Here is a 13,709-nt window from a genome sequence, read left to right as displayed (position 1 = left end):
CCGTAGACTGTAGACGAAAGACAATCGCTACCGGCGTTGCGGTGCACCGGCGTTCGCGGCGGTGCGCGGCGGAGGAGGGGGACCGTGATGTTGTCCACCGGACTGCCCCAGGGGGCGGTGCCCCGGCTGGAGAGGCCGGGCCCGCTGCGCGACCGGGTCTACGAGGCACTGCTCGAACTCATCACCACCCGCGCCCTCCAGCCCGGCCAGCATCTCGTCGAGAGTGAACTCGCAGGCCATCTCGGCGTCTCCCGCCAGCCGGTGCGGGAGGCGCTGCAGCGGCTCAACACCGAGGGCTGGGTCGATCTGCGGCCCGCCCAGGGCGCGTTCGTGCACGAGCCGACCGAGCAGGAGGCCGACCAGCTCCTCACGGTGCGTACGCTGTTGGAGGCGGAGGCGGCCCGGCTCGCCGCGGGCAACGCCGACGAGGCGGGCGTCGCGGCCCTCGAGGAGATCCTCGCCGAAGGGCTGAAGGCCGTCGACGCCGACGACGTGGATGCCGCCGTCGTCCTCAACGCACGGTTCCACGCCAAGATCATGGAGTTGGCCGGCAACGCCGTGCTCGCGGAGCTCGCCGCGCAGGTCGACCGGCGCGTGCGCTGGTACTACACACCCGTCGCCCGGCAGCGCGGCGGCCAGTCCTGGGTGGAGCACCGCGAGCTGATCGCGGCCGTCGCCGCGCACGATGAGCAGCTGGCCACCCGGCTGATGCGTGAACACACCGAACACACGCGGCGCTCGTACCACGCACGCGAGACGTCCTGAGTCCGCGGCCCGCACCTTTTCGCCCGCCTTGTCGGCCGATGTCCGGCACCCCGTCCGCTCCTTTGTCCTGTGAGTGGAAAAAGTAGGGGTCAATTCCTGCGCGACTTCTTCCCACCTCCGGCAGGCGCTGCTACTTTCCCATCCGAAAGCACGCCACACACGTGGCCGGAATCCGGCGCGCACAAGCCGATCGAGGCGGGGAGGGGTTCGTGAGACGTATGACAGCCCGACCCGCCAACGCCCACCAGGCGCGACTGCTCAGGCTGCTGCGCGACGGTGGACCCAACTCCCGTGCCCAGCTGGGCGACCAGGTCGACCTCTCCCGGTCGAAACTGGCCGTGGAGGTGGACCGGCTGCTGGAGACGGAACTCGTCGTGGCCGACGGACTCGCCGCCTCGCGCGGTGGCCGGCGCTCCCACAACATCCGCCTCAACCCGCACCTTCGGTTCCTCGGCGTGGACATCGGCGCGACCTCGGTCGACGTCGCCGTCACCAACGCCGAGCTGGAGATCCTCGGGCACATCAACCAGCCCATGGACGTACGCGAGGGGCCCGTCGCGGTCTTCGAGCAAGTACTCGCCATGGCCGCGAAGTTGAGGGCTTCCGGGCTCGCGGAGGGGTTCGACGGCGCCGGTATCGGCGTCCCGGGCCCGGTCCGCTTCCCCGAGGGCATCCCGGTCGCGCCGCCGATCATGCCCGGCTGGGACGGCTTCCCCGTACGGGAGGCGCTCAGCCAGGACCTCGGCTGCCCGGTCATGGTCGACAACGACGTGAACCTGATGGCGATGGGGGAGCAGCACGCGGGCGTCGCCCGCACCGTGCACGACTTCCTCGTCGTCAAGATCGGTACCGGCATCGGCTGCGGCATCGTCGTCGGCGGTGAGGTCTACCGCGGTACGACGGGCAGCGCGGGCGACATCGGACACATCCAGGCCGTGCCCGACGGCCGTCCGTGCGCCTGCGGCAACCGGGGCTGCCTGGAGGCACACTTCTCCGGCGCGGCCCTCGCCCGGGACGCCATGGAGGCCGCCGAGCAGCGGCTCTCCACCGAACTCGCCGGCCGGCTGGAGGCGAACGGCACGCTCAGCGCCGTCGACGTCGCCGCCGCGGCCGCGGCCGGTGACGCCACCGCCCTCGATCTCATCCGCGAGGGCGGCAACCGCACCGGCCAGGTCATCGCCGGCCTGGTCAGCTTCTTCAACCCCGGCCTGGTGGTGATCGGCGGCGGGGTGACCGGCCTCGGCCACACCCTGCTCGCCGCGATCCGCACCCAGGTCTACCGCGGCTCACTGCCCCTGGCGACGGGCAACCTGCCCATCGTCCTGGGGGAGTTGGGCCCCACCGCCGGAGTCATCGGCGCGGCCCGCCTCATCAGCGACCACCTGTTCTCACCCGCGTAGACCGGCAGCCCCACCGCACCCGCACCACGGCACTCGCTCCACCCGCGCACCCTGCACGGCCCGCACCCGCACCACCCGCGCGTCCCGCACCACCTGCGACCGCACCCGCACCACCCGTCTGTCCCGCACTCGCACCACCCGCACGCCGTGTACCACCGCACCCGCCCGTCACAGCAACCTCCACCCATACCCAGGCACCGTCAACGCCCTGCTCCGCCCTGCCCGAAAACGCCTGCCCCGCAAGGGGATCGCCCTGACACCGGCCCGAACGCCCGCCGAGGGGAATCCGCATGGCACCACAACCACCGCTGCTCAGCATGTCCGGCATCACCAAGTCGTTCCCCGGAGTCCGGGCCCTGGACGGCGTCGACCTCGACGTCCAGGCCGGCGAGGTGCACTGCCTGCTCGGCCAGAACGGCGCCGGTAAGTCCACCCTGATCAAGGTGCTGGCCGGCGCCCACCAGCCCGACACCGGCACCATCCGCTGGCGCGGCGAGGACGTCACGCTGCGCTCGCCGATCGCCGCCATGCGCCTCGGTATCGCCACCATCTACCAGGAACTCGACCTGGTGGAACACCTGTCGGTCGCCGAGAACGTCCACCTCGGCCATGAACCGACCGCCGCCGGGTTCGTCGTACGCGCCAAAGCCGCCAAGTCGTCCACGGCCCAGCTGCTGAAGCGGCTCGGACACCCCGAGATCGACCCGGGTCGTCTGGTCGGCGAACTCTCCGCCGCTCACCAGCAGATCGTGTCCATGGCGCGGGCGCTCTCCCACGACGTACGGCTCATCGTGATGGACGAGCCGTCCGCCGCACTCGACCCGGACGAGGTCGACAACCTCTTCCGCATCGTCGGCGACCTGACCGCCGACGGCGTGGCCGTCGTCTACATCTCGCACCGGCTCGAGGAGATCCGCCGCATCGGCGACCGGGTGACCGTACTGAAGGACGGCCGTGCCGTCGCCGGCGGGCTGCCCGCCGAGTCGACGCCGACCCGCGAGGTCGTCGCGCTGATGACCGGACGCAACGTCGAGTACGTCTTCCCCGAGCGGCCCGCCGTCGCGCCGGACGGCGAACCGGTGCTCACCGTCGAAGGGCTCTCCCGCGCGGGCGAGTTCGCCCCGCTCGACCTCCAGGTGCGCCCCGGGGAGATCGTGGGGCTGGCGGGACTCGTCGGCTCCGGACGCTCCGAGGTCCTGGAGACCATCTACGGCGCCCGCAAACCGGACACGGGCCGGGTGACCGTCGACGGCCGCCCCCTGAAGCCGGGCAGCGTACGGGCCGCCGTGCGCGCCGGACTCGGGCTCGCCCCCGAGGAACGCAAGGCGCAGGCCCTGCTGATGCTGGAGTCCGTCACCCGCAATGTGTCGGTCTCCTCCATGTCCCGCTTCGCGAAGGCCGGCTGGATCGACCGCGGCGCCGAACTGGGGGCGGCGCGCGCGGCGGTCCGCGAACTCTCGCTGCGGCCCGACAACCCGGACGTGCCCGTGCGCACCCTGTCCGGCGGCAACCAGCAGAAGGCCGTTCTCGCCCGCTGGCTGCTGCGCGGCTGCCGGGTGCTGCTGCTCGACGAACCCACCCGGGGCGTCGACGTCGGCGCCCGCGCCGAGCTCTACGCGGTCGTCCGCCGGCTGGCGGACGAGGGCCTCGCCGTACTGCTGGTCTCCAGCGAGGTGCCCGAGGTGCTCGGCCTCGCCGACCGCGTCCTGGTGCTGCGTGAGGGCCGCGTCGTGCACGAGGCCCCCGCCCGCGACCTCGACGAACACCGCGTACTCGACCTCGTGATGGAAGGAAGCCCGGCGTCATGACGCAGCACGTGTCCCCGCCGCGGGACGGCACCGGCAAGGCGGCACCACTGGAGGGACCGCCCGCCTGGCGGGTCCGGTTGGGCCGCGCCGACGTCCGCACCCTCACCCTGCTCGGCGTGCTCGCCGCACTTGTCATCATCGGCGGCGTCACCCAGCCCGACGCGTTCCTCGACACCCGCAACCTCCAACTGGTGCTCACCCAGGCGTCCGTGATCGGCGTCGTCACCGTCGGCATGACCTTCGTCATCGTCTCCGGCGGCATCGACCTGTCCGTCGGCGCCATCGTCGCCCTCTCCTCGGTGTGGGCGACGACGGTCGCCACCCAGGAGTTCGGGTTCTTCGGCATCCTGTTCACGGCGATCGTGGTCGGAGTGGGCTGCGGACTGGTCAACGGGGTGCTCATCGCCTTCGGCCAGATGGTCCCGTTCATCGCCACCCTCGCCATGCTGGCCTCGGCGCGCGGCCTCGCGCTCCAGATCACGGACGGCCGCACCCAGGTCGTCACCGTCCCCGGCGTCCTCGACCTCGCCGAGCGAGACTCGTACGTGCTCGGCGTACCCCCGCTGGTCATGGTCTTCGCGGCCGTCACCGTCATCGGCTGGCTGGTGCTCAACCGGACCACCTTCGGCCGCCGCACCGTCGCCGTCGGCGGCAACGCCGAGGCCGCCCGGCTGGCCGGCATCGACGTCCGCCGCCAGCGCCTCTACCTCTACCTGCTGTCCGGGCTGTGCTGCGGCATCGCGGCCTTCCTGCTGGTGGCCCTCGCCGGTTCCGGCCAGAACACCAACGGCAACCTCTACGAACTCGACGCCATCGCCGCCGCGATCATCGGCGGCACCCTGCTGACCGGCGGCCGGGGTCACATCCTCGGCTCCGTGCTCGGCGTCCTGATCTTCACCACCATCACCAACATCTTCGCCCTGAACAACCTCGAGACCGCCGTCCAGCAGATCGCCAAGGGCGCGATCATCGTCGCCGCCGTGCTGGTCCAGCGCCGTACCGCAAGCACGCACTGAGGAAAGGGTCCACCGTCATGACGAACCTCACGAGCCGCAGAGGGCTGCTCTTCGGAGCCGCCGCCGTGTCCGCCGGTGCCGTCCTCACCGGGTGCACGAGCAACGACCCGGACGACGGCGACGACAAGGCCGCGGACACGCAGCCCGCCGCGGACGACAAGCCCGGCAAGCCCGTCACCATCGGCTACGCCGGCCCGCAGGCCGACCACGGCTGGCTCAACGCCGTCAACGACCAGGCCAAGAAGCGCGCCGAGAAGTACTCCGAGATCACCATGGAGATCACCGAGGGTTCCAACGACACCGCGCAGCAGATCGGCCAGATCGAGACCCTCATCAACAAGAAGGTCGACGTCCTGGTCATCCTGCCGGCCGACGGCAAGGCCCTCACCCAGATCGGCCTGAAGGCGATGCGGGCGGGCATCCCCGTCGTCAACCTCGACCGGATCTTCAACAGCCCGCAGGCATACCGCTGCTGGGTCGGCGGCGACAACTACGGCATGGGGCTCAACGCCGCCCACTACATCGGCGAGAAGCTCAAGGACAAGCCGGACGCCAAGGTCATCGAGCTGGCCGGCATCGACAACCTGGAACTGACGCAGCAGCGCACCCAGGGCTTCGACGACGGCCTGAAGAACTATCCGAACATCAAGAAGGTGGCCCGCCAGGCCGCCGAGTTCACCGTCGAGTCCGGCCAGGCAAAGATGGCCCAGCTGCTCCAGGCCCAGTCGGACTTCGACGCCCTGTGGAACCACGACGACGACCAGGGCGTGGGTGCCCTGCGCGCCATCGAGCAGGCCGGGCGCGACGACTTCCTGATGGTCGGCGGCGCGGGCGCGCTCTCCGCGTTCGAGGCCATCAAAGCCGACAGCGGCGTCCTCAAGGCCACCGTCCTGTACCCGCCGACGATGGCGGCGTCCGCGATCGACCTGGCCCGCGCCCTCGGCCAGGGCAAGGGCATCGGCGGCCTCGCCGAGTTCGAGATCCCGTCGTCGGTGACCTGCTACTCGGCCGTCGTCGACAAGGAGAACGTGGACCAGTACATGCCCACCGGCTTCAAGTGAGGGGCCCCGCCCCACGGGCCTGACCAGCCCACCGGGCGGGGGCCGCCCCCGCCCGCCACGACGACGAGGAGGACATCCGAATGGCACAGCCGCAAGCGTCCGACGGGGCGGAGACGGGGAAGCCACCGCTGCGCATCGGCATGGTCGGTTACGCCTTCATGGGCGCCGCCCACTCCCAGGGCTGGCGCACCGCGGGACGCGTCTTCGATCTGCCGCTGCGCCCCGAGATGGCGGTGATCTGCGGCCGGGACGCCGACGCCGTCCGCGCGGCGGCCGACCGGCACGGCTGGGCGGGCACCGAGACCGACTGGCGCGCCCTGGTCGAACGGGACGACGTCGACCTCGTCGACATCTGCACCCCCGGCGACAGTCACGCCGAGATCGCCCTCGCCGCACTCGCCGCCGGCAAGCACGTGCTGTGCGAAAAACCCCTCGCCAACACCGTGGAAGAGGCCGAGGCCATGGCCCGTGCCGCCGAAGAGGCCACCGCACGCGGTCAGTTGGCGATGGTCGGTTTCAACTACCGCCGGGTCCCCGCGACCGCGCTGGCCCGGCGGATGGTGGCCGAGGGCCGGCTCGGCACGCTGCGGCACGTGCGGGTCGCCTATCTGCAGGACTGGCTGGTGGACCCGGAGTTCCCGCTGACCTGGCGGCTGCGCCGCGAGCACGCCGGCTCCGGTTCCCTCGGCGACCTCGGCGCGCACATCGTCGACCTGGCCCAGTACCTGGCCGGCGAGCGGCTGGCGGGCGTCTCGGCGCTCACCGAGACGTTCGTACGGGAGCGGCCGCTGCCCACCGGGCCCAGCAGCGGTCTGGCCGCCGTCTCCGCGGTCGGCACCGGACAGGTCACCGTCGACGACGCCGCCCTGTTCACCGGACGGTTCGCCTCCGGCGCCCTCGCCTCCTTCGAGGCCACCCGGTACGCCACCGGACGCAAGAACGCCCTGCGCATCGAACTCAACGGCGAGCGCGGCTCGTTGGCCTTCGACCTGGAGCGGCTCAACGAGCTCGAGTACCACGACGGCACCGAGCCCGCCACGCACGGCGGGTTCCGCCGCATCCTCGTCACCGAACCCGAGCACCCCTACCTCGAGGCATGGTGGCCGCCGGGCCACGGCCTGGGCTACGAGCACACCTTCGTGCACCAGGCCCGCGACCTGGTCCACGCGGTCGCCGAGGGCCGTGCGCCCGAACCCTCCTTCGCCGACGGGCTCCAGGTGCAGCGCGTCCTCGCGGCGGTGGAGGAGAGCGCCGAGAAGAACTCCGTCTACACATCGATCGCCGCCTGAGAGGGACGGATACGCATGCCGCGCAACTTCACGCTGTTCACCGGCCAGTGGGCGGACCTGCCGCTGGAGGAGGTCTGCCGACTCGCCCGCGACTTCGGCTACGACGGCCTTGAACTCGCCTGCTGGGGTGACCACTTCGAGGTGGACAAAGCCCTCGCCGACCCGGCGTACGTCACCGGACGCCACCAGCTCCTGGAGAAGTACGGCCTGAAATGCTGGGCGGTCTCCAACCACCTGGTCGGGCAGGCGGTGTGCGACGCCATCATCGACGAACGCCACCAGGCCATTCTGCCCGCCCGCATCTGGGGCGACGGCGACGCCGAGGGTGTACGGCAGCGGGCCGCCGCCGAGATCAAGGACACCGCGCGTGCCGCGGCCCTCCTCGGCGTCGACACCGTGATCGGCTTCACCGGCTCCGCCATCTGGCATCTGGTCGCCATGTTCCCGCCCGCCCCCGAGTCGATGATCGAACGCGGCTACGAGGACTTCGCCGAGCGGTGGAACCCGATCCTGGACGTCTTCGACGCCGAGGGCGTGCGCTTCGCGCACGAGGTCCACCCCAGCGAGATCGCCTACGACTACTGGACGACCGTACGCGCCCTGGAGGCCGTCGGCCACCGGCCGGCGTTCGGGCTCAACTTCGACCCGTCCCACTTCGTGTGGCAGGACCTCGACCCGGTCGGCTTCCTGTGGGACTTCCGCGACCGGATCTACCACGTCGACTGCAAGGAGGCCCGCAAGCGCCTCGACGGCCGCAACGGCCGCCTCGGCTCCCATCTGCCGTGGGGCGATCCCCGGCGCGGCTGGGACTTCGTCTCCGCCGGCCACGGCGACGTCCCCTGGGAGGACGTCTTCCGCATGCTGCGCTCCATCGACTACCAGGGTCCCGTCTCCGTCGAATGGGAGGACGCCGGCATGGACCGGCTGCAGGGCGCCCCCGAGGCGCTCACCCGCCTCAAGGCGTTCGACTTCGACCCGCCCAGCGCTTCCTTCGACGCCGCGTTCAACAGCTGACCCGAGCCGGCCACAGGTCGGGGACGGGGACCGGGACAACCGCCGGTCCCCGGGTCCGGCCTGCCCGTATCCCGCTTTGTCCTGAGTTGGGAAAAAGTTCAACAGGTCCTGGTCCAAGGGGTGTCGGCCCCGATGGAAGGCGGTTACCGTCCCTGAAGTGTTCAGGACACCCACGCCTCCGGGGTGACGGCGCACCCCGGCGCCCGCACGCACCGCTTGCCCACGCACCCGTTCCGTACGGCCCCACCCCGTTCCCGGAGGGACTTCGTGCACAGAACCAGACTCAAATCCGCCCACGCCTCACAGCGCCCCAGACTTCGTACCGGCCTTGCCCTGCTCACCGGCCTGCTGCTGGCCGTCGGCGCTCCCGCGACCGTCGCCGGCGCCCACCCCGGCCACCCGGAACACGACGAACCGGCAGCCGCCGAGGGGCAGTTCCAGCAGGTGCCGCTCGCCAAGGGCGAACCCGAGACGGGCGAGCCGATGTCGCTCGCCGTGCTCCCGGACCGCAGCGTCCTGCACACCGCCCGCGACGGCACACTGCGCCTCACCGACCAGGGCGGCGTCACCAAGGTGGCCGGCAAGATCCCCGTCTACACCCACGACGAGGAAGGCCTCCAAGGCGTAGGCATCGACCCGGACTTCGAGAACAACCGGGCGATCTACCTCTACTACGCCCCGCCGCTGGACACCCCCGCGGGCGACGCCCCGTCGACCGGCACCGCCGCGGACTTCGCGAAGTTCGACGGCGTCAACCGTCTTTCCCGCTTCGTTCTGGGCGCCAACGGGACACTGGACCTGGCGAGTGAGAAGAAGGTCCTCGACGTCGCGACCTCCCGTGGCATCTGCTGTCACGTCGGCGGCGACATCGCCTTCGACGCCGACGGCAACCTGTACCTGTCGACCGGCGACGACAGCAACCCCTTCGAGTCCGACGGCTACACGCCGATCGACGAACGGGGCGACCGCAACCCGGCGTTCGACGCCCGCCGCACCTCCGGCAACACCAACGACCTGCGTGGCAAGATCCTGCGTATCAAGGTCGCCGAGGACGGCTCGTACACCGTCCCGGAGGGCAACCTCTTCGCCCCGGGCACCGAGAAGACCCGCCCCGAGATCTACGCGATGGGCTTCCGTAACCCGTTCCGGATGAACATCGACAAGCCGACCGGCACCGTCTACGTCGGTGACTACGGCCCCGACGCGGGCGCCGCCGACCCGGACCGCGGCCCCGCGGGACAGGTCGAGTTCGCCAAGGTGACGAAGGCCGGCAACTTCGGCTGGCCGTTCTGCACCGGCGACAACGACGCCTACAACGACTACGACTTCGCCACCGGCGCCTCCGGACCGAAGTTCGACTGCGCCGCCCCGAAGAACACCTCGCCGCACAACACGGGCATCGAGGACCTGCCCCCCGCGCAGACCGCCTGGATCCCCTACGACGGCGCCTCCGTCCCCGAGTTCGGCACCGGCTCCGAGTCCCCGATGGGCGGCCCGGTCTACCGCTACGACCCCGAGCTCGACTCCTCGGTGAAGTTCCCCGAGGCGTACGACGGCGACTTCTTCGCCGGTGAGTTCGGCCGCCGCTGGATCAAGCGGATCGAGCAGAACGAGGACGGCACGGTCGCGAAGATCAACGACTTCCCGTGGACCGGCACCCAGATCATGGACATGGAGTTCGGCCCCGACGGCGCGCTCTACGTCCTCGACTACGGACTCTCCTGGTTCCAGGGCGACAAGGACTCCGCGCTGTACCGGATCGAGAACGCCGAGGACGGCTTCTCCCCGATCGCCGGCGTCAGCGCGGACAGGACGTCCGGCGCGGCGGGCCTGAAGGTCAAGTTCACCGGCACCGCGAACGACGCCGACTCCCCGGACCTCACCTATGCCTGGGACTTCGGCGACGGCACCAAGGGCGAGGGACTCACCCCCACCCACAAGTACAAGAAGGTCGGCACCTACACCGCCACCTTCACCGCGACGGACCCCGAGGGCAACACCGGCAGCGCCAGCACCCGGATCGTCGTCGGCAACACCGCGCCCACGGTGAAGATCACGGTGCCGGGCAACGGCAGCCTCGCGCCCTTCGGGCAGCCCGTCCCGTTCAAGGTGACCGTCACCGACCCCGAGGAGACGATCGACTGCTCCAAGGTCAAGGTCGCCTACAGCCTCGGCCACGACTCCCACGCCCACGAGCTCACCAGCGAGATGGGCTGTGAAGGCACCCTCAACCCGCCGGCCGGGGACGGCGGTCACGACCCCAACGCCAACATCTACGGTGTCGTCGGCGCCAGTTACACCGACGGCGGGGCCAATGGCCAGGAGGCCCTGACCGGCACCGCCCGCACCGTGATCCAGCCGCTGCACCGCCAGGCCGAGCACTTCGGCGCCCAGTCGGGTGTGAACATCTTCGACAAGGCCGAGGCCAACGGCGGCAAGACCGTCGGCGACATCAACGACGGCGACTGGATCTCCTTCAGCCCCTACCTGTTCAAGGGCCAGAAGAAGCTGACCGTACGCGCCTCCTCCGGCGGCTCCGGCGGCTACATCGAGCTGCGCACCGGCTCGCCCACCGGCAAGCTGCACGGCTCGGCGTACATCCCGCCGACCGGCAGCTGGGAGACGTTCCAGAACGTCGACGTGCCGCTGCGGTCCCTGCCGAAGAAGACCACCGAGATCTACCTGGTCTTCCGCGGCGGTGACGGCGCCCTGTACGACGTGGACGACTTCGAGTTCTCCACCGAGCCGTTCAAGAAGGGCAAGAAGGTCCTGGTCTTCTCCAAGACCGCGGGCTTCCGGCACGACTCCATCCCCGAGGGCATCGCCGCCCTCAAGGAACTCGGCGCCCCGGCCGGCATCTCGGTCACCGCGACCGAGGAGGCCCGGCAGTTCACCACCACCAACCTCGCCAAGTACGACGCGGTCGCCTTCCTGTCCACCACCGGTGACGTCCTGAACGCCGAGCAGCAGGCGGCGTTCGAGAACTACGTCAAGAACGGCGGCGGCTACATGGGCATCCACGCCGCCGCCGACACCGAGTACGACTGGGAGTTCTACGGCGGACTCGTCGGCGCCTACTTCGACTCGCACCCGGCCATCCAGAAGGCCACCGTGCGCGTCCACGACCACGACCACCCGTCCACCGCGCACCTGGACGACGCCTGGGAGCGCACCGACGAGTGGTACAACTACCGCACCAACCCGCGTGAGCAGGCCAAGGTCCTCGCCACCCTCGACGAGACCACCTACTCCGGCGGCACCATGAAGGGTGACCACCCGATCGCCTGGTGCCAGAGCTACGGCGGCGGCCGCTCCTTCTACACCGGCGGCGGCCACACCAAGGAGTCGTACGCCGACGAGGCCTTCCGCAACCATCTGCTCGGCGGTCTGCGGTACGCCACCGGCCAGGTGAAGGCGGACTGCAAGCCGGACAAGGGCTACCGCGAGATCTTCAACGGCCAGACCCTGGACGGCTGGAAGCAGGCCGGCCCCGGCAAGTTCGACGTGAAGGACGGCACCCTGCAGTCCGAGGGCGGCATGGGCCTGCTCTGGTACCAGGCCAAGGAGCTGACGTCGTACTCCCTCAAGCTCGACTGGAAGATGCGGGGCGACGACAACTCCGGGATCTTCGTGGGCTTCCCGGCCTCCGACGACCCCTGGTCCGCGGTGAACAAGGGCTACGAGATCCAGATCGACGCCACGGATGCCGTGGACCGCACCACCGGTGCGGTCTACTCCTTCAAGTCGGCGGACATCAAGGCCCGGGACCAGGTGCTGCGGCCACCCGGCCAGTGGAACTCCTACGAGATCAGGGTCAAGGGCGAACGCCTCCAGGTGTTCCTCAACGGAGTCAAGATCAACGACTTCACCAACAAGGACCCCGAGCGGAGCCTGACCGACGGCTACATCGGTCTGCAGAACCACGGCGCCGACGACCAGGTCTCCTTCCGCGACATCCAGCTGAAGGAACTGCCCTCCTAGGGCACCCCGCCCCCTGACCCGGGGGGCAACCGGAACGGCGGCGGGCGGAGGACGCCGGACCTCCGCCCGCCGTCCCGCCGGGCCCGCGCCCGGCACCCCGCTCGTCCCCCCACCGGCACTCGCACCAGGTTCGCGTACGACAAGGAGGCTGCCCATGTCCGCCGAACCGTCCCTCCCCACCACCTCCCCGGCCCCCCGCTTCGGCGTCTGGCTCATCGGCGCACGCGGCTCCGTCGCCACGACCGCGATCGCGGGCTGCGCCGCCGTTGCCGCCGGACTCCACCCGCCGACCGGCATGGTCACCGAGACCGCCCCGTTCGCCGCGGCCCGTCTCCCCGCGCTGTCGTCCCTCGTCTTCGGCGGGCACGACACCGTCGACTGCCCGCTGCCCAAGCGCGCCGAGCACCTTGCCGAGGGCGGGGTCCTGCCGCACGGCCTGCCCGCCGCCGTACACGCCGAACTCATCGCCGCGGACCGGGAGATCAGGCCCGGCGGACCGCCGCCCGGCGACACCGGGCGCACCCAGGACGAGTGGATCGACGTGTTCGCCGCCGACATCCGCGACTTCGTACGCCGCCAGGACCTCGAGGGCGCCGTCGTCGTCAACGTCGCCTCCACCGAACCGGCCCCCGCCGACGGCAGCCTCCCGCCCAGCTCCCTCTACGCGGCGGCCGCCCTGCGCGCCGGCTGCCCCTACGTCAACTTCACCCCCTCCACGGGGCTGCACCACCCGGCGCTCGCCGGACTCGCCGAGTCCTCCCGTCTGCCGTACGCGGGCCGCGACGGCAAGACCGGGCAGACCCTGCTGCGGTCCGTCCTCGGCCCGATGTTCCTGCAGCGCGCCCTCGCCGTACGCGCCTGGTCCGGCACCAACCTGCTCGGTGGCGGCGACGGGGCCGCCCTCGCCGACCCCGCGGCCGCCGCCGCGAAGAACGCCGGCAAGGAACGCGTCCTCGCCGACACCCTCGGCACCACCCCCGAGGGCGAGGTCCACATCGACGACGTACCGGCCCTCGGCGACTGGAAGACCGCCTGGGACCACATCGCCTTCGACGGCTTCCTCGGCGCCCGCATGATCCTCCAGACCACCTGGCAGGGCTGCGACTCGTCCCTCGCGGCGCCCCTCGTCCTCGACCTGGCCCGCCTGACGGTCCGCGCCCACCAGCAGGGCCTGACCGGCCCCCTGGCCGAACTGGGCTTCTACTTCAAGGACCCGGTGGGAGACGGCCCGTCCTCCCTGGCCGAGCAGTACACGGAGCTGAGGCACTTCGCCGAACGACTGCGGGACGACACCTCCGCCCCCGAGGCCCACCGGTGACCCGCCCGACGCCCGACGCCCACGACATACCCGCACGGGGCGGGCCTGTACAGGACG

General features: G+C 70.9%; 9 protein-coding genes. All 9 read left to right on the top strand.

The features are described 5' to 3' along the window. The first annotated feature begins 87 nt into the window (after window positions 1-87). The gene (locus tag ACGFR9_RS01390) at window positions 88-765 is read left to right on the top strand and encodes a GntR family transcriptional regulator (protein WP_393202736.1); all 678 of its coding nucleotides are present in this window, start codon (window positions 88-90) and stop codon (window positions 763-765) included. 218 nt (window positions 766-983) lie between these two features. Further along, on the top strand, window positions 984-2,165 hold the full coding sequence (locus ACGFR9_RS01385) for an ROK family protein (protein ID WP_030219628.1): 1,182 nt from the start codon (window positions 984-986) through the stop codon (window positions 2,163-2,165). Between the two features lie 290 nt (window positions 2,166-2,455). Continuing rightward, on the top strand, window positions 2,456-3,973 hold the full coding sequence (locus ACGFR9_RS01380) for a sugar ABC transporter ATP-binding protein (protein WP_393201779.1): 1,518 nt from the start codon (window positions 2,456-2,458) through the stop codon (window positions 3,971-3,973). After that, window positions 3,970-4,989, top strand: a complete 1,020-nt coding sequence (locus tag ACGFR9_RS01375) for an ABC transporter permease (RefSeq protein WP_393201777.1) — start codon at window positions 3,970-3,972, stop codon at window positions 4,987-4,989. Before ACGFR9_RS01380 ends, ACGFR9_RS01375 begins: the two co-directional genes overlap by 4 nt. 17 nt (window positions 4,990-5,006) lie before the next feature. Further along, complete coding sequence (locus ACGFR9_RS01370; protein WP_393201775.1) at window positions 5,007-6,050, top strand: substrate-binding domain-containing protein; 1,044 nt, start codon at window positions 5,007-5,009, stop codon at window positions 6,048-6,050. An 80-nt stretch (window positions 6,051-6,130) separates the two neighbouring features. Continuing rightward, a complete protein-coding gene (locus ACGFR9_RS01365) occupies window positions 6,131-7,339 on the top strand; it encodes a Gfo/Idh/MocA family protein (protein ID WP_393201773.1) in 1,209 nt (402 codons plus the stop codon). Between the two features lie 15 nt (window positions 7,340-7,354). After that, window positions 7,355-8,353 (top strand): sugar phosphate isomerase/epimerase family protein, encoded by a 999-nt coding sequence (locus tag ACGFR9_RS01360; RefSeq protein ID WP_311644917.1) that lies wholly within the window; start codon window positions 7,355-7,357, stop codon window positions 8,351-8,353. A 267-nt stretch (window positions 8,354-8,620) separates the two neighbouring features. Further along, complete coding sequence (locus ACGFR9_RS01355) at window positions 8,621-12,334, top strand: ThuA domain-containing protein (protein ID WP_393201771.1); 3,714 nt, start codon at window positions 8,621-8,623, stop codon at window positions 12,332-12,334. Window positions 12,335-12,488: 154 nt separating this feature from the next. Further along, a complete protein-coding gene (locus ACGFR9_RS01350; RefSeq protein WP_393201769.1) occupies window positions 12,489-13,652 on the top strand; it encodes an inositol-3-phosphate synthase in 1,164 nt (387 codons plus the stop codon). The last annotated feature ends 57 nt before the right edge of the window (window positions 13,653-13,709 follow it).

It is taken from the genome of Streptomyces sp. NPDC048584, assembly GCF_043199595.1.
Classification (GTDB): domain Bacteria; phylum Actinomycetota; class Actinomycetes; order Streptomycetales; family Streptomycetaceae; genus Streptomyces; species Streptomyces edwardsiae.
Note: the sequence above shows the minus strand (reverse complement) of the source record. Positions and strands in the feature narration are given on the sequence as shown.

Coding starts and splice junctions, on each gene's coding strand:
- ACGFR9_RS01365 (WP_393201773.1), top strand. CDS start 6,131: ATGGCACAGCCGCAAGCGTCCGACGGGGCGGAGACGGGGAAGCCACCG.
- ACGFR9_RS01350 (WP_393201769.1), top strand. CDS start 12,489: ATGTCCGCCGAACCGTCCCTCCCCACCACCTCCCCGGCCCCCCGCTTC.
- ACGFR9_RS01370 (WP_393201775.1), top strand. CDS start 5,007: ATGACGAACCTCACGAGCCGCAGAGGGCTGCTCTTCGGAGCCGCCGCC.
- ACGFR9_RS01390 (WP_393202736.1), top strand. CDS start 88: ATGTTGTCCACCGGACTGCCCCAGGGGGCGGTGCCCCGGCTGGAGAGG.
- ACGFR9_RS01375 (WP_393201777.1), top strand. CDS start 3,970: ATGACGCAGCACGTGTCCCCGCCGCGGGACGGCACCGGCAAGGCGGCA.
- ACGFR9_RS01380 (WP_393201779.1), top strand. CDS start 2,456: ATGGCACCACAACCACCGCTGCTCAGCATGTCCGGCATCACCAAGTCG.
- ACGFR9_RS01360 (WP_311644917.1), top strand. CDS start 7,355: ATGCCGCGCAACTTCACGCTGTTCACCGGCCAGTGGGCGGACCTGCCG.
- ACGFR9_RS01385 (WP_030219628.1), top strand. CDS start 984: ATGACAGCCCGACCCGCCAACGCCCACCAGGCGCGACTGCTCAGGCTG.